Genomic DNA, 17,071 nt, shown 5'->3' on the forward strand with positions numbered 1-17,071 from the left:
GCGGGCAAGCCCGCTCCCACAGGGATCTGTGGCGGTCAAAAAATTGCTGGCAATCCCCGCCTCGGATATGCGCCACTAGCGCCATTGATTGATACCGCGCCAACGCGCGGCCCGCCTGGAGACCCCGTTATGAGCGAGAGTGTGTTTGCCGATCGCATCGTGCAGAACCTGCTCGACACCGACTTCTACAAACTGACGATGATGCAGGCGGTGCTGCACAACTACCCCAACGTCGAAGTCGAATGGGAGTTTCGTTGCCGTAACAGTGAAGATCTGCGCCCGTATCTGGCGGAGATCCGCTTCCAGGTCGAGCGTCTGGCCGAGTTGAGCCTGAGCGCTGATCAGTTGAGTTTTCTCGAGCGCATCAGCTTCCTCAAACCTGACTTTCTGCGATTCCTCGGTCTGTTCCGCTTCAATCTGCGCTATTTGCACACCGGCATCGAAAACGGCGAGCTGTTCATCCGACTGCGCGGGCCGTGGCTGCATGTGATTTTGTTTGAAGTGCCGCTGCTGGCGATCGTCAGCGAAGTGCGCAACCGCTATCGCTACCGCGAAACCGTCCTGGAACAGGCCCGCGAACAGCTGTACCGCAAGTTCGACTGGCTGACGGCCAATGCTTCGACCGACGAGCTATCGGAATTGCAGGTCGCGGATTTCGGCACACGTCGGCGGTTTTCCTACCGCGTGCAGGAAGAAGTGGTGAGCGTGCTCAAGCACGATTTCCCCGGTCGTTTCGTCGGCACCAGCAACGTGCACCTGTCTCGCGAACTGGACATGAAACCGCTGGGCACTATGGCCCACGAATGGATCATGGCCCATCAGCAACTCGGCCCGCGGCTGATCGACAGCCAGATCGCCGCCCTCGATTGCTGGGTCCGTGAATATCGCGGCTTGCTGGGGATCGCACTGACCGACTGCATCACCACCGACGCCTTCCTCAACGATTTCGACCTGTATTTCGCCAAGCTCTTCGACGGTCTGCGCCACGATTCCGGGGACCCGGTGATCTGGGCCGAAAAATGCATCGCCCGCTACCACAAGCTCGGCATCGACCCGATGAGCAAGACGCTGGTGTTCTCCGACAGCCTGACGCTGCCCAAGTCGCTGGAGATCTTCCGGGCGCTGCGCGGCCGGATCAATGTCAGCTTCGGCATCGGCACCAACCTGACCTGTGACATTCCGGGTGTCGAACCGATGAGCATCGTGCTTAAAATGACGGCCTGCAACGGCCAACCGGTGGCGAAGATCTCCGACGAGCCGGGCAAGACCCACTGCAAAGACCCGAATTTCGTCGCCTATTTGCGACATGTTTTCCAGGTTCCTGCCGTTTCCAGCCTTTCTAGCAAGGAGTGAATTCATGCAAGCCGTACAGCGTGAGATTGCTGAACAGCTCAACGTTCAGCCGCCGTTCGCCGATTACCAGGCCCTCGAAGCGGAAGTCGCCCGACGCATCACCTTCATCCAGGATTGCCTGACCAATTCCGGACTCAAGACCCTGGTGCTGGGCATCAGCGGCGGTGTCGACTCGCTGACCGCCGGCCTGCTGGCCCAGCGCGCCATGCGTGAACTGCGCGAGCGCACCGGTGACGAGGCCTACAAGTTCATCGCCGTGCGCCTGCCGTACGACGTGCAATTCGATGAACACGACGCTCAGGCCTCGGTGGACTTCATCGCCCCGGACGAACGCCACACCGTCAATATCGGCCCGGCGGTGAAATCCCTGGCCGGCGAAGTCGCAGCCTTCGAAGGCAAGCACGCGGTGTCGGTGGACTTCGTGCTCGGCAACACCAAGGCGCGGATGCGCATGGTCGCCCAGTACACCATCGCCGGCGCAGCCCATGGCCTGGTGATCGGCACCGACCACGCGGCGGAAGCGGTGATGGGTTTCTTCACCAAGTTCGGTGACGGCGCCTGCGATCTGGCTCCGCTCAGCGGGCTGGTGAAGAATCAGGTCCGAGCCATCGCCCGCAGCTTCGGCGCACCGGAATCGCTGGTGGAAAAAGTGCCGACGGCGGATCTGGAAGACCTGTCGCCGGGCAAACCGGACGAAGCCTCCCACGGCGTGACCTACACCGAAATCGACGCCTTCCTGCACGGCGAGCCGGTGCGTCAGGAAGCGTTCGACATCATCGTCAACACGTACAAAAAGACTCATCACAAACGCGTGATGCCGTTTGCGCCGTGATCAGTGAGTGAATGAAAAAGCCCGCTGAGGAGTGATCCTCAGCGGGCTTTTCTTTGGCCTGCAACTCTATCGATGCTGCGGACCCCTTCGCGGGCAAGCCCGCTCCCACAGGGTTTCAGGTGTACACAAAAGTTGTGTCAGACATAGAACCTGTGGGAGCGAGCTTGCTCGCGAAGAACGATAACGCGGTGGCCCTGCTTACTTAACAGCAATGGTGCCTTTCATCATCGAGATGTGGCCCGGGAACGAGCAGAAGAAACCGTATTCGGTGCCGGCTGCCAGTTTCGATACATCGATGGTCAGCGAATCCTTCTCCCCGGCGCCGATGATCTTGGTGTGGGCGATGACGCGCTCGTCGCCGTCTTTCAGGTAGTTCTTGTCGATGCCGGCGGCCAGGCCGTCGGTGGCGATCGGCTGCATGTCAGCGGTCTTGCTGACCACCAGGTTGTGGCCCATGACGTTCTTCGGCAGGCTGCCGGAGTGGGTCAGTTCGACGGTGAAGGTCTTGCAGCTCTTGTCGATCACGATCTCCTTGGTGTTGAAGGACATCTGGTCGGTGGAGTCAACGGTGGTTTTGCACTCGGCAGCCATCAATTGGCTGCTGGCCAGCGCCAGCAGGGATACCGCAACAACTTTGGAAAACATGGTGAATCTCCAAGGCAGGGTTAACAAAAACACGAATGGGGGAAAGACTGCCTGAAATCTTCGCAAGTTCCTATGACTTGAGTCAAAAATTGTATACAACTTTCAGGCTATGACACTCATCGAAACAATCTAACAGCCAGACGTTTGTCCGGGCCGTATCTTCAGGGCTCGACTCTCATCTGGAGCACCCGTCATGTCCTTCAACAGTCTGTTGTGCAGCCTGCTCGCCGCCTACGCCTGTGGCGCCAGCGGCACCTATGAAACCCCGAAACGCGAAGTCTAGCCCTTGGATCAAGGCGTGCCAGCCATTACCCTGTGACCGATTGACCCAGGAGGAAGGCATGTCTCTCACATCCGTTTGTGTATTTTGCGGTGCCAACGCCGGTACCACCCCGGCGTACACCGAAGCCGCCATCGCCCTCGGCACAGCCATTGCCGAGCGCAAACTGACTCTGGTTTACGGCGGCGGCGCTGTGGGCCTGATGGGGATTGTCGCGGATGCCGCACTGGCGGCCGGCGGTGAAGTGATCGGGATCATTCCGCAGAGCCTGATGGACAAGGAAATCGGTCACAAGAGTCTGACGCGCCTGGAAGTGGTCGACGGCATGCACGCCCGCAAGGCGCGCATGGCCGAGCTCAGCGATGCGTTCATCGCCCTGCCCGGTGGCCTCGGCACGCTTGAAGAGCTGTTCGAAGTCTGGACGTGGGGCCAGCTCGGCTACCACGGCAAGCCGCTGGGCCTGCTGGAAGTGAACGGTTTCTACAGCAAACTCACCGCATTTCTCGATCACATCGTCGGCGAAGGCTTCGTTCGCGCACCGCACCGTGACATGCTGCAAGTGAGCGAATCGCCGCAAACGTTGCTCGATGCCCTCGATCAGTGGCAGCCGACCGTCACGCCAAAGTGGGTCGACCAGAAACCCGGTTAACCCCCGAGCACCGATACAGGGCAGAATACGCGCCGCTCAACCTCACCTTCGACCCAAGAGGATCGCCCATGGCCAAACCCAATTACTCCTTCGCCAAGCGTCAACGTGACCTGGCCAAGGAACAGAAGAAAGAGGAAAAGCTTCAGCGCAAGAAACAGATGGCTGAAGAAGCGGCACTGAACCCTGACGGTGAAGTGGCGACCGATGATGATGTTGATGCACCGAAAGACCCGGCGCCCGACGCCTGAGCAACACCGCAGGACCAATGAACGCAAAACCGGCAGGAACGGATTTCTCCGCTCCTGCCGTGTTCTCATCCCTCATTCAGTGGCATTACCGTGACCCGGACCTCGGGATCATGGCTCCCCCCTCCCAGAATCACCCCGCGCAACGGCGACACATCGGAGAAATCCCGGCCCCAGGCCAGGGTGATGTGCTCCAGCGCCGGTTGCACATTGTTGGTCGGATCGAAGTCCACCCAGCCAAGCACCGGGCAAAACACCGAAACCCAGGCATGGGACGCATCGGCGCCGATCAAACGCGGTTGCCCCGGTGGTGGCCGTGTCAGCAGATAACCACTGATGTAGCGTGCCGCCAATCCTCGGGAACGCACGCAGGCCAGCATCAGGTGGGCGAAGTCCTGACAGACCCCACGCCTGCGCTCCAGCACCTCGACCAGCGGCGTCGCGACTTGTGTGGCCTCGGCGTCGAAGGTGAATTCGTCGAAGATCTTTTCCATCAACGCCTGCACGCCCAGCAGCAGCGGTCGCCCAGATGGAAAACAACTCTCGGAAAAGTCGACGAAGCTGCGTTTCAAGTGAACGTAGGGTGACTGAAACCGATAACGGCAAGCCTCCAGCAATTCGGCAGACAGCGGCTGGCTGCTGTAGGTCAGCGCATTGCGCGTCAATTCCCAGGCCGGTGACAGATTGAAATCCAGCGCCGGCCGCGCCAGCACCTCGACCGTCAGCCGTGCGTTGACCTGCAATTCATCATGAGGCCGCTCGAACGCCAGGCGCGTCAGCGGATTGCCGAACACGTCCTGTTCGTCACGACGTGCGGTCGGCTCCGGACTGATCAGCAATTGCTGCTCGGTGCAGCGCTGCCAGGCGCATTCCCGGGGCCACAGATGCGCCAACTGTTGCGCCAGCGAGACTGGGCTGTCGTAGTGATAGCAGGTGTCGTGAAGGATCTGGTAATGGGCATTCATCAGACGGACACCGTGCGCTGGCTGACATCATCGACATGGGCGAAATGGCGCAGGGCCAGACGATCGGACACCTGGCCGCTGGCGTCGGCAATGTCTTGAAGCAGATCCGCCAGACCGTCGAGGGCCGCGCGTACGCTGGACTCGCCGAACAATGGATTTTCCAGGCAACCCAGGTCGAAGCGTGCCAGACGCTCGACCAGTTCTGGCAACCCGGCCTCCCTCGGCACACCAAAATCATCGTTCAGACGCTTGAGCGTGCGCGTCACCAGTTTCAACTGGAACAACACCGCATGGGGGTTCTGCTCGTCCAGCAGCAACAGGTCGAGCACCGGAATCAACTGCGCCACCGCCAGATAACGCGAGCGATAGGTGATGCTGCTGTTGCCCAGTTCCAGCAACCACTCCAGCCCGGCCTGATCGAACGCGCCTGCGCCACGCAGGAAGCCCGCGAGACTGCTGCTGAGAAATTGCAGGCGCTCGATGCGCCGGCCGATCATCAGGAAACGCCAGCCTTCGTCGCGGGTCATGTCGTCGAGGGCAAAACCGGACAGCGCCGCCAGCGACATCACCAGCCGGTTTAGAAAATCCAGCAACTCGCCGAAGTCCGGCTCGTCGGTGTCCAGCTCCGTCGCTTCGCGTTGCAACTCCACCAGCGCCTGCCAGTTTTCCCGCGAGAGCTTGCCACGCACCTGCGACGCAGCCCACTGCAAGCGTTGCAGGTTGGAGCGCAGGCTGAATGACCAGTCCTCGCCGAGCAAAGCCGCGAGCAAGCGCTCCGGCAGCTCGCCTTCGTCCGGCAGCAGCATCAGTCGCTCACCAAGCTCTACGGCAGCCTGCAGGGCCTGCGGATCATCACCGTCGACGTAGCGCGCCAGCATGATCCGCAACAGCCGCGCGCTATCGTCGCAGCGCTCGCAGTAACGGCCGAACCAGAACAGGTTTTCTACTACCCGCGATGGCAGGTACGGATCGCGTCGCACCAGATCAGGCACGCCAATGTTGCGCTGGGCCTTCCACTGTTCGCCGCTCGGTGGCCGGTCACCCAGCACCCAGGTGTCCTTGCTCGCACCACCGCGCTGCATCGACACCACTTCGGCATCGGCTTCGGCCGCCACCCGGGTCAGTCCACCGGGCAGCACTCGATAGCCATCACGACTGGCCACCGCATACATGCGCATGCCGATCGCTCGCGGTTGCAACTGGCCGTCATCGGGCTGCCAGATCGGCGCATGGGACAGTTGCGCGAGTTCTTGCGCCACGTAGGCATAAGGCCGTGCCTGCATGCGTTCGGCGAGACTCTGGCGCTGTTTTTCGCTCAGATCGCGCCCGAAAACGGGGGCGAAGCTCTGGGAGGGGAACGCCGGTTTTATCAACAGCTCCGGCAATTTCTCCAACGCTTGAGCCAGCACCGGCGCCTCGCCGCACCACCAGGTGGCGATGGAAGGCAGGATCAGCTCTTCGCCAAACAGGTATTGATTGATCTTCGGCAGAAAGCCCAACAGCCCGGGCGACTCCAGCACGCCGCTACCCAGCGCGTTGGCCACCAGCACCCGGCCCTGACGTACGGCCTCAAGCAGTCCGGGGACGCCCAGCGCCGAGTCCGTGCGCAGCTCCAGTGGATCGCAGAAGTCATCGTCGAGCCGGCGCATGATCGCGTGAACCCGACGCAGACCGCTGAGGGTTTTCAGGTAGACCGTGGCATCGCGCACCGTCAGGTCGCCACCCTCCACCAGCGGATAACCGAGCTGGCGCGCGAGATAAAGATGCTCGAAATAACTTTCGTTGAAACGCCCCGGGGTCAGCAACACCACCAGCGGCGCGTCATCGTCGCAGGGTGCCTGACGGGCAAGCGTTTCCTGCAAGGTGCGGAAGAATCCGGCCAGGTGCTGCACCTTCAGATCCCGGTACAACTCGGGGAAGGCCCGGGACACGATGGTACGGTTTTCCAGCGCATAACCGGCACCCGATGGCGCCTGGGTACGATCCGCCGTCACCCACCAGCGCCCGTCCGGCGTGCGCGCCAGATCCACGGCATACAGATGAAGAAAGGCCCCGTCCGGTGGCGCAATGCCCTGACAGGGCCAGAGAAAGTTGTTGTGTCCGAACACCAGCTCCGCCGGCAGCAGGCCTTCGCTGATCAGCCGCTGCGGGCCGTACAGATCCGCCAGCACCGCATTGAGCAGACGCGCGCGCTGGGCGATTCCGGCCGACAGTTGTTGCCACTCGTCGGCGGCGATCACATGGGGCAGCAAGTCCAGTTCCCAAGGACGATCGGCGCCCTTGGGGTCGGCATAGACGTTGTAGGTGACGCCGTTTTCCTGAATCTGCCGGGTCAGCAATGCCTGACGCTGCACCAGTTGCGCCGGGGTGCTGCGCTGCAATTGGTCGAACAGCCGCTGCCAGTGCGGACGCACCGCCCCGCCGGCGTCGAGCAGTTCGTGGTAATTGCCCGCCGTCAGCGGGTAGCGGTCAAGCAGGTCAGGCATGGAAAGCTCGGCAGCCAGCAAGGAACGGTCAGACTAACGCAGGCACATGACGCCCGGATATACGAAAAATCCGGGCGTCGCGCATGATTCAGAAACGTCGTAAATCGAGTGTCATCGGCAGCTCGTCGTTCGTTTCGACATTAGGTATCGGAAGTTTCCCCGGCGTGTGCCCAATGCGGAAAAAACGCGCCATGCGCCGGCTCTCCGCTTCGTTGGCGTTGACCGGCAGCGTCTCGTAATTGCGGCCGCCCGGATGGGCGACGTGGTACTGACAACCACCCAGCGAGCGTTGCATCCAGGTGTCGAGCAGGTCGAACACCAGCGGCGCGTGCACCGGAATCGTCGGTTGCAGGCAGTTGGCCGGTTGCCACGCACGGTAACGTACACCGGCGACAAACTCGCCGACCCGCCCGGTCGGTTGCAGCGGTACCGGGATGCCGTTGCAGGTCAGCAAGTATCGCTGAGGCGGTAGCCCCGTGAGCTTGACCTGCAAGCGCTCCAGCGATGAATCGACGTAGCGCACCGTACCGCCCGCCGCGCCCTCCTCGCCCAGCACATGCCAGGGCTCAAGGGCCTGGCGCAATTCCAGCTCGATGCCGTTGACGGCGTAATCGCCGACCTTGGGAAAGCGAAACTCCAGATGCGCCGCAAACCATTCGGGGCGCAGCGGATAACCGGCATTGTTGAGTTCGACGATGACGTCGGCAAAGTCCTGTTCGATGAAGTGCGGCAGCAGAAACCGGTCATGCAACTCGGTGCCCCAGCGCGCCAGTTTCGGCGGCGCATAAGGCTCGCGCCAGAATCGCGCCACCAACGCCCGCAGCAACAACTGCTGGGCCAGGCTCATGCGGGCATGGGGCGGCATTTCGAATGCACGTAACTCCAGCAGCCCAAGACGTCCCGTGGCGCCATCCGGTGAATACAGTTTGTCGATGCAGAACTCGGCACGGTGGGTGTTGCCGGTGACGTCGATCAGCAGATTGCGCAGCAAACGATCGACCAACCATGGCGCGCACTCTTCTCCCGGTTCAGGCATCTGCGCAAAAGCAATTTCCAGCTCATACAACGCATCGTTGCGCGCTTCATCGACTCGCGGCGCCTGAGAGGTCGGGCCGATAAACAGTCCGGAAAACAGGTAGGACAGCGACGGATGGTTGTGCCAATAACTGATCAGGCTGCGCAGCAGATCCGGGCGGCGCAGGAACGGTGAGTCCGCCGGCGTCGCCCCGCCGAGCACGAAATGGTTACCGCCGCCGGTGCCGGTGTGTCGCCCGTCGATCATGAATTTCTCGGTGGACAGTCGGGTCTGACGCGCCTCTTCGTACAGGAACTCCGTGCGCTCTACCAACTCGTCCCACGTCGCGGATGGCTGGACGTTGACCTCGATCACGCCGGGATCCGGGGTAATGCGGAAGTTGTTCAGACGCGGATCGCTCGGCGGCTCGTAGCCTTCCAGCAGCACTGGACAGTGCAGTTCCTCGGCAGTGGCTTCGATGGCGGCCACCAGTTCCAGATAATCTTCGACCCGCTCCAGCGGCGGCATGAACAGATACAACCGGCCTTCCCGTGCTTCGGCGCAGAACGCGGTGCGGGTCAGCCAGTCGGCGGACTCCTCGATTTTTGGCACCCGCTCATCCGCCGTGGCCGGCGCATCGTGTCGATTGAGTTGCGCGGTGTCAGGCAGTTCGGGGAAGTCCTGATTCGGGTCGTTCGGATGAATGAACGGGTACTCCGCCGCCTTCACCCAGGGCTGCGAACCCAACGGCAGACGATAGCCGAGCGGTGAATCCCCCGGCACCAGCCGGCAATGCTCATCGCGCAGATACCAGCGCCCGCTCTGCCATTGATCGCCCTTGGCGGTGCGCGCCAGCGGCAGTACCTGGCCGATGACCTTGTCCAGCCCCTGACTGAACACCTTGCGCAGGCGCGCACGTTCCAGTGGTTCCTCCAGACGCGAGTCCTCGGCGCTGACGTTGCTTGGCAATGCGCCCTCGCGCCAGAGGTAGTAGAAATTGTCTTCGTAGGCCGGGAACACAAAGCGTGTCGGCAGTTTCAGGCGCTCGGCGACACTCGCCAGAAAACGGCCGGCCAGTTCGCCCGTGGCGCCGTAGTCCTGCTGCTCGTCGGCGATCAATGCGTTGTTGTGCCAGATCGGCACACCGTCGCGGCGCCAGTAGCAATTCAGCGACCAGCGCGGCAGTTGCTCGCCCGGATACCACTTGCCCTGGCCGAAATGCACCAGCCCCTTCGGCGCGTAATGCTTGCGCATGCGCTGGAACAGTTCGGCAGAGAGCCGGCGCTTGTCCGGGCCCAGCGCGGCGGTGTTCCATTCGGCGCCATCCGGGTCGTCGATGGACACAAAGGTCGGCTCGCCCCCCATCGTCAGACGCACATCGCCTTCCAGCAGGTCGGCATCGATCTGCCGGCCCAGCGCCTGGATCGCCTGCCACTGCTCTTCGGTGTAGGGCTTGGTCACCCGTGGCGCTTCCCAGACCCGTTCCACGGACATTTCGTGGCTGAACTCGCACTCGCAAGGTTCCACCAGACCGCTGATCGGCGCCGCCGAGGACGGATCGGGACTGCACGCCAACGGAATATGCCCTTCACCGGCAAACAGTCCGGAGGTGGCATCGAGGCCGATCCAGCCGGCGCCGGGCAAGTACACCTCGCACCACGCGTGCAGGTCGGTGAAGTCCACTTCGGTGCCGGACGGGCCGTCGAGGCTTTTCACGTCGGCGGTCAGTTGAATCAGGTAACCGGAGACGAAACGCGCCGCCAGCCCAAGATTGCGCAGCAATTGCACCAGCAACCACGCGGAATCGCGGCAGGAGCCGGAAGCATGTTCGAGGGTGTGCTCCGGGGTCTGCACGCCCGGTTCCATGCGGATCAGGTAATTGATGTCTTCGCTCAGGCGCTGGTTGAGCGCCACCAGGAAATCAACGGCCGGCAGCGGAGTGCGATCGATGGCGTCCAGGTAGGCCTTGAATTTCGGCGTCAGCGGCAGGGTTTCGAGGTACGGCGCCAGTTCCTTGCGTTCATCGGCGGCGTAGGCGAAGGGGATTTTCTCGGCGTAGGGCTCGAGGAAAAAGTCGAACGGGTTGAACACAGCCATCTCGGCCAGCAGGTCGACCTCGATCCGCAGCTCGGCGGTTTTCTCGGGGAACACCAGCCGCGCCAGGTAGTTGCCCTGAGGGTCCTGCTGCCAGTTGATGAAGTGCTGCTCAGGCGAGACTTTCAATGAATAAGACAGAATCCGCGTGCGGCTGTGGGCAGCCGGGCGCAGACGCACGATCTGCGGGCCGAGTTCGACAGCGCGGTCGTAGCGGTAATGCGTGACGTGATGCAATGCGACATGAATCGACACGGCGTGCCTCCTGCGAGCCCAAGCGTATTCGAAAGCGCGCAAGACTTATGCCATGCAGAGGCTTGGGCGCTTTCCCGGAATGCTCAGGGCAGTACAGCACCAAAATCGGGCGATGCGGTGAAATGGTTTGGCACAGTTGCACGCAAATGTTGCGAGGCACAACGCAAAACGCCAACCCGAAGGTTGGCGTTCTGTTCATATCAGCAACGATTCAGCGTGGCACTACAGGCTTCTTCGTCGGTTTCGGACCCTTGCCTTTCGCCGCGTCCTTGCGATCCTTTGCAGCCTGCTGGTTACGGGCGAACGCCGCAGCCTTGGCCTGCTCACGCTTGTCCCACGGGTTGCCGCCGTCGCTGGCGCGAGGTGGCAGACCGGTGTGCTGGGTGAGGATCTTGGTGGTCTTCTCTTTCACGTCCTTCGCCACTTTATGGCTGCCGGACGGCGTCGAGTTCTTGCGACGGGCACTCTGGTAGCTGTCGGTAGCTGGCTGATGCGTCGGGATCAACTGGTTCTTGCCCGGCCCGATCAGGTCGGCACGGCCCATGCGGATCAGCGCTTCACGCAGCATCGGCCAGCCTTTCGGGTCGTGATAACGCAGGAACGCCTTGTGCAGACGACGCTGCTCCTCGCTCTTGACGATGGTCACGCCGTCGCTCTTGTAGGTGACCTTGCGCAGCGGGTTCTTGCCCGAATGGTACATCGCGGTGGCGGTGGCCATCGGCGACGGATAGAACGCCTGTACCTGGTCGGCACGGAAGCCGTTGCCCTTGAGCCACAGGGCCAGGTTCATCATGTCTTCGTCGGTGGTGCCCGGGTGCGCGGCGATGAAGTACGGAATCAGGTACTGTTCTTTCCCCGCCTCCTTGGTGTACTTCTCGAACATGCGCTTGAAGCGATCGTAGGTGCCGATCCCCGGCTTCATCATCTGGTTGAGCGGACCTTCCTCGGTGTGTTCCGGGGCGATCTTCAGGTAACCGCCGACGTGGTGGGTCACCAGCTCTTTGACGTACTCCGGCGACTCGACCGCGAGGTCGTAACGCAGGCCGGAGGCGATCAGGATCTTCTTCACACCCGGCAACGCACGGGCGCTGCGGTACAGCTGAATCAGCGACGAGTGGTCGGTGTTCAGGTTCGGGCAGATGCCCGGGAACACGCAGGACGGCTTGCGGCACGCGGATTCGATTTCCGGGCTCTTGCAGGCGATGCGGTACATGTTCGCGGTCGGCCCGCCGAGGTCGGAAATGACGCCGGTGAAACCCGGCACCTTGTCGCGGATCTCTTCGATTTCGCGAATGATCGATTCTTCGGAACGGTTCTGGATGATCCGGCCTTCGTGCTCGGTGATCGAGCAGAAGGTGCAGCCACCGAAGCAGCCACGCATGATGTTCACCGAGAAGCGGATCATGTCGTAGGCCGGGATCTTTTCCTTGCCGTACGCAGGATGCGGGATACGTGCGTAAGGCATGCCGAACACGTAGTCCATTTCTTCAGTGGTCATCGGAATCGGCGGCGGGTTGAACCAGACGTCGATCTCGCCATGCTTCTGCACCAGAGCACGGGCGTTGCCCGGGTTGGTTTCCAGGTGCAGCACGCGGTTGGCGTGGGCGTACAGGACCGCATCACCACGCACTTTCTCCATCGACGGCAGGCGGATCACGGTCTTGTCGCGGGTCATTTTCGGGCTGGCCAGGATCTGCACGACCTTGGCTTCTTCCGGATCTTCAACCGGCCCCTTCTCTTGCTCGATGGCGCAAGCCTGGGTGTCCTGGGTGTTGACGTACGGGTTGATGATCTTGTCGATCTTGCCCGGACGATCGATGCGCGTGGAGTCGACTTCGTACCAGCCTGCAGGCGTGTCACGACGGATGAACGCGGTGCCACGCACATCGGTGATGTCTTCGATCTTGTGACCGTAGGACAGACGCTGGGCGACTTCGACAATCGCTCGTTCGGCGTTGCCGTACAACAGGATGTCGGCACAGGCATCGATCAGGATCGAATTGCGCACGCGATCCTGCCAGTAGTCATAGTGGGCGATACGGCGCAGCGAAGCTTCAATGCCGCCGAGCACGATCGGCACGTTTTTGTAGGCTTCCTTGCAGCGCTGGCTGTAGACCAGGCTCGCGCGATCCGGACGTTTGCCCGCCATGCCACCCGGGGTGTAGGCGTCGTCGGAACGGATTTTCTTGTCCGCGGTATAGCGGTTGATCATCGAGTCCATGTTGCCGGCCGCGACGCCGAAGAACAGGTTCGGCTCGCCGAGCTTCATGAAGTCGTCTTTGGACTGCCAGTTCGGCTGGGCAATGATCCCGACGCGGAAGCCTTGCGACTCCAGCAGCCGGCCGATGATCGCCATGCCGAACGACGGGTGATCGACGTAGGCGTCTCCCGTCACAATGATGATGTCGCAGGAATCCCAGCCGAGCTGATCCATCTCCTCCCTGCTCATTGGCAGGAATGGCGCCGGCCCGAAACATTCGGCCCAGTATTTTGGATAGTCAAATAACGGCTTGGCTGCTTGCATGTCGATGACCGGTGTTGAGGTGAAAAATCGCGGGCGCGGAATATAGCACAAAAAATGACCAATTCCGACGGCTGTGGTCGGAAATATCAGGGGCACTCAGACGATGGAGCCCTTACTCGTCGTCGTCAAAGTTATAGCTGCCCGGCGCAAGGTTTTCGAAGCGCGTGTATTTGCCGATGAAGGCCAGGCGGATGAAGCCGATCGGGCCGTTCCGCTGTTTGCCGATGATGATTTCGGCGATGCCCTTGTGTTCGGTTTCCGGGTGATAAACCTCGTCCCGGTACACGAACATGATGACGTCGGCGTCCTGCTCGATCGCTCCGGATTCCCGCAAGTCGGAGTTCACCGGGCGCTTGTTGGGACGCTGCTCAAGGGAACGGTTGAGCTGGGACAGAGCGACCACCGGGCATTGAAACTCTTTGGCCAGTGCTTTCAGGGATCGCGAGATCTCGGAAATCTCGTTGGTCCGGTTGTCACCGCTGGAACCGGGAATCTGCATCAACTGCAAGTAGTCGATCATGATCAAGCCGATGTCGCCGTGCTCGCGCACCAGACGCCGGGTCCGGGCACGCATCTCCGACGGGCTGATGCCGGCGGTGTCATCGATGAACAGCTTGCGGTCGTTGAGCAGGTTGACCGCCGAGGTAAGGCGCGGCCAGTCGTCGTCTTCCAGTTGGCCGGAACGCACCTTGGTCTGGTCGATGCGGCCGAGGGAGGACAACATACGCATGATCAGCGATTCGCCAGGCATCTCAAGGGAGTACACCAGCACCACCTTGTCGCTGCGCAATACGGCATTTTCAACAAGGTTCATCGCGAAAGTCGTCTTACCCATCGACGGACGGCCGGCGACGATGATCAGGTCGGACGGTTGCAGGCCGCTGGTCTTCTCGTCGAGATCGGTGTAGCCGGTGGACAGGCCGGTAATTGCGTCAGCGGTGTTGAAAAGGGTATCGATACGATCGATGGCCTTGGTCAACAGGTCATTTACGCCCACCGGACCACCGGTTTTTGGCCGGGCTTCGGCAATCGCGAAGATCTGCCGCTCGGCTTCGTCGAGGATTTCCTCGGCGGTGCGACCTTCGGGGTTGAAGGCGCTGTCGGCAATTTCCGTGCTGATACCGATCAACTGGCGCAACGTCGCACGCTGGCGGACGATCTGCGCATAGGCCTTGATGTTGGCGACGGACGGCGTGTTTTTCGCCAGTTCGCCGAGGTAGCCGAGACCGCCAACCTGCGATGTCTGACCTTCCTTGTCCAGTTGCTCGGCAAGGGTCACGACGTCGATCGGCGAGTTCTGATCGGCCAGTTTGGCGATCGCGCGGAAAATCAGACGGTGGTCATGCCGGTAGAAATCGCCGTCGGAGACTTGATCGAGCACGCGTTCCCAGGCGTTGTTGTCCAGCATCAGACCACCGAGCACGGCCTGTTCGGCCTCGATGGAATGCGGTGGCACCTTCAAGGATGCGGTTTGCAGATCGTATTGCTCGGGAGCGGAGATTTCGTTCATGGCCACTTTTTATTCAGGAAAAGCAGGGATTACAGAAAGACAAAGGGCACGACCTGTAAACAGGATCGTGCCCGATGTTAACCGTCTGACGGACAAGCCGCCAGCCGATCAGGTGTTGCTTAAGCTGCTACCACGACAACGCGTACGGTGGCTTCAACTTCGGCGTGCAGGTGCACAGCCACGTCGAATTCACCCACGTTGCGGATGGTGCCGTTCGGCAGACGAACTTCGCTTTTCGCAACTTCAACGCCGGAGGCGGTCAGTGCGTCAGCGATGTCGTGAGTACCGATCGAACCGAACAGCTTGCCTTCGTCGCCAGCGGTGGCAGTGATGGTCACTTCCAGCTCGGCCAGTTGGGCAGCACGGCTTTCAGCCGATGCTTTACGGTCTGCAGCAGCTTTTTCCAGCTCGGCACGACGCTCTTCGAACGCAGCAATGTTTGCTGGGGTCGCGGCGGTAGCCTTGCCGTAAGGCAGCAGGTAGTTACGACCGTAACCGGCCTTAACGTTCACTTTGTCACCCAGGTTGCCCAGGTTGGTGACTTTTTCCAGAAGGATCAGTTGCATGTGAAAATCCTCTTAACTTTTAACCTTCACCGTTCGCGCTATCGGTGTCTTTCGACACGTGACGACCGCGAAAATCAATCAGGCTGTCGACGATGGCCAAGACCACCAGTAACGGACCGAGCAAGTGCATGAAAGGCACGAGCGTCACGTATATCCCCACCAGCCAGAAACCGGCCAACCGCTTCTGCGCCACCAGCCCGTGAACCAAGGCCAGACCTGCGAAGAACAGCGGCACGCTGCACAACGGCAACAGGACCAAGGCATGCAGACCGAAGAACGGTGCCACACACATGACGGCCAGAAGCGACAGCGCAACGCCTTTCGGCAGTCGGATGGCGCGAAACTCGCGACCGAAACCGCCGGGGTTATACAACAACGCCTGCCAGTAGCGCCCAAGAATCAGGCACAGCACGCTAAAAACCTGCAACGACACCGCTGTCGAAATGATCGACAGTGGGACTGCCAATGCAGTGAGAATTGCCTTCTGATCTGCCGAGAATTTCTCGTAGACCTCACCCATCGCCAGCGGCAAGACTTGTTCAAACGTCTGCGCCAGAGTCTCGGTGAAGGAACTGAATACAGTCCCCAGGCTCACGGCAATCAACAATCCCACGGCCACGCTGACCAGCAGCGCGCGATTCCAGGTGTGGCCGGCGCGTAAAACCAGCGCCAGACCGCAGGTCCCGACCAGCACAATCAGTGCAGTCGGGTCTTTCAGGTAGTGCCAGCTCACTAACGCTGACAACACTCCCACACCCAGGACGCTCAAGGCGTCCGAACCGCGCCGCAGGAGCACAAGGCAACCTGCAGCGGCACTCAACCAGAACAACAGCGGCAATGCCGCAGATCCGGCCACGACCAGCGTGGCCTGCATACGCCCCCGCATGATGAATTCAGCTAAGGCACGCATGCATTCGATCCCTTACTTACTTGTCGACTACCCGGTCTCAGCGGCCGTGGCTGTCGGTGTAGGCCAGCAGGGCCAGGAAGCGGGCGCGCTTGATAGCGGTGGCCAGCTGACGCTGATAACGAGCTTTGGTACCGGTGATGCGGCTTGGAACGATTTTGCCGGTCTCGGATACGTAGGCTTTCAGAGTGTTGAGATCTTTGTAATCGATCTCCTTCACGTCTTCAGCGGTGAAGCGGCAGAATTTACGACGACGGAAGAAACGTGCCATTTGATAGGCTCCTTAAAAGGTCCGTGGATTACTCGTCAGCGTTATCGCTGTTGTCGCTGTCGCTATCGCTGTCATCGCCATCGGCGCTGCCATCGTGCTCAGGACGTTCGCGACGCTCACGGCGCTCACTGCGGTTTTCTTCAGCCTTGAGCATCTCGGACTGGCCGGTAACGGCTTCGTCGCGACGGATGACCAGGTTACGGATCACTGCATCGTTGTAGCGGAAGTTGTCTTCCAGCTCGGCCAGGGCCTTGCCGGTGCACTCAACGTTCAGCATCACGTAGTGAGCCTTGTGAACATTGTTGATTGCGTAGGCCAGTTGACGACGGCCCCAGTCTTCCAGACGGTGGATTTTGCCGCCGTCTTCTTCGATCAGCTTGGTGTAACGCTCAACCATGCCGCCGACTTGCTCGCTCTGGTCAGGGTGGACCAGAAAGATGATTTCGTAATGACGCATGAATGCTCCTTACGGGT

14 protein-coding genes are annotated in these 17,071 nt (G+C 60.9%); 4 read left to right on the top strand and 10 right to left on the bottom strand.

The features are described from left to right. Positions 1-129 precede the first annotated feature (129 nt). Together pncB and nadE are read left to right on the top strand one after the other, a co-directional pair. Positions 130-1,353 (top strand): nicotinate phosphoribosyltransferase, encoded by a 1,224-nt coding sequence (gene pncB / locus JJN09_RS15745; RefSeq protein ID WP_249482563.1) that lies wholly within the window; start codon positions 130-132, stop codon positions 1,351-1,353. Positions 1,354-1,357: 4 nt separating this feature from the next. Next, positions 1,358-2,185 carry an ammonia-dependent NAD(+) synthetase gene (gene nadE, locus JJN09_RS15750; RefSeq protein WP_249482564.1) on the top strand — a complete coding sequence of 276 codons (828 nt, stop codon included), beginning with the start codon at positions 1,358-1,360 and terminating at the stop codon, positions 2,183-2,185. Between the two features lie 198 nt (positions 2,186-2,383). On the opposite strand, the gene azu is transcribed toward nadE, so the two are convergent. Next, positions 2,384-2,830 carry an azurin gene (gene azu, locus JJN09_RS15755; RefSeq protein ID WP_179692845.1) on the bottom strand — a complete coding sequence of 149 codons (447 nt, stop codon included), beginning with the start codon at positions 2,828-2,830 and terminating at the stop codon, positions 2,384-2,386. A 341-nt stretch (positions 2,831-3,171) separates the two neighbouring features. Between azu and JJN09_RS15760 the strand changes: the two genes are divergently transcribed. Then, entirely contained in the window at positions 3,172-3,759 is a 588-nt protein-coding gene (locus tag JJN09_RS15760) for a TIGR00730 family Rossman fold protein (protein WP_169428627.1), read from the top strand. A gap of 68 nt (positions 3,760-3,827) precedes the next feature. Further along, on the top strand, positions 3,828-4,007 hold the full coding sequence (locus JJN09_RS15765; RefSeq protein ID WP_085732676.1) for a hypothetical protein: 180 nt from the start codon (positions 3,828-3,830) through the stop codon (positions 4,005-4,007). 65 nt (positions 4,008-4,072) lie between these two features. Here the strand turns inward: JJN09_RS15765 and JJN09_RS15770 are convergent, their stop codons facing one another. The 9 genes from JJN09_RS15770 to rpsF form a co-directional block, all read right to left on the bottom strand. Next, a complete protein-coding gene (locus JJN09_RS15770) occupies positions 4,073-4,969 on the bottom strand; it encodes a transglutaminase family protein (RefSeq protein WP_249482565.1) in 897 nt (298 codons plus the stop codon). Continuing rightward, positions 4,969-7,455, bottom strand: a complete 2,487-nt coding sequence (locus tag JJN09_RS15775) for a circularly permuted type 2 ATP-grasp protein (protein WP_249482566.1) — start codon at positions 7,453-7,455, stop codon at positions 4,969-4,971. The genes JJN09_RS15770 and JJN09_RS15775 overlap by 1 nt, the downstream gene beginning before the upstream one ends. A gap of 88 nt (positions 7,456-7,543) precedes the next feature. Next, positions 7,544-10,819, bottom strand: a complete 3,276-nt coding sequence (locus JJN09_RS15780; protein WP_249482567.1) for a DUF2126 domain-containing protein — start codon at positions 10,817-10,819, stop codon at positions 7,544-7,546. Between the two features lie 211 nt (positions 10,820-11,030). Further along, positions 11,031-13,343: a YgiQ family radical SAM protein gene (locus JJN09_RS15785; RefSeq protein WP_249482568.1), complete on the bottom strand. Its 2,313-nt coding sequence runs from the start codon at positions 13,341-13,343 to the stop codon at positions 11,031-11,033. A gap of 112 nt (positions 13,344-13,455) precedes the next feature. Next, on the bottom strand, positions 13,456-14,853 hold the full coding sequence (gene dnaB, locus JJN09_RS15790) for a replicative DNA helicase (protein WP_249482569.1): 1,398 nt from the start codon (positions 14,851-14,853) through the stop codon (positions 13,456-13,458). 119 nt (positions 14,854-14,972) lie between these two features. Beyond that, on the bottom strand, positions 14,973-15,419 hold the full coding sequence (rplI, locus tag JJN09_RS15795) for a 50S ribosomal protein L9 (protein WP_008078307.1): 447 nt from the start codon (positions 15,417-15,419) through the stop codon (positions 14,973-14,975). 19 nt (positions 15,420-15,438) lie between these two features. Beyond that, the gene (locus JJN09_RS15800) at positions 15,439-16,329 is read right to left on the bottom strand and encodes a hypothetical protein (RefSeq protein ID WP_249482570.1); all 891 of its coding nucleotides are present in this window, start codon (positions 16,327-16,329) and stop codon (positions 15,439-15,441) included. A gap of 37 nt (positions 16,330-16,366) precedes the next feature. Next, entirely contained in the window at positions 16,367-16,597 is a 231-nt protein-coding gene (gene rpsR, locus JJN09_RS15805) for a 30S ribosomal protein S18 (protein WP_002551829.1), read from the bottom strand. 28 nt (positions 16,598-16,625) lie between these two features. Further along, positions 16,626-17,054, bottom strand: a complete 429-nt coding sequence (rpsF, locus tag JJN09_RS15810) for a 30S ribosomal protein S6 (protein ID WP_007950702.1) — start codon at positions 17,052-17,054, stop codon at positions 16,626-16,628. Positions 17,055-17,071 lie beyond the last annotated feature (17 nt).

Origin of the sequence: Pseudomonas sp. HS6 (assembly GCF_023375815.1) — a bacterium.
Lineage (GTDB): Bacteria > Pseudomonadota > Gammaproteobacteria > Pseudomonadales > Pseudomonadaceae > Aquipseudomonas.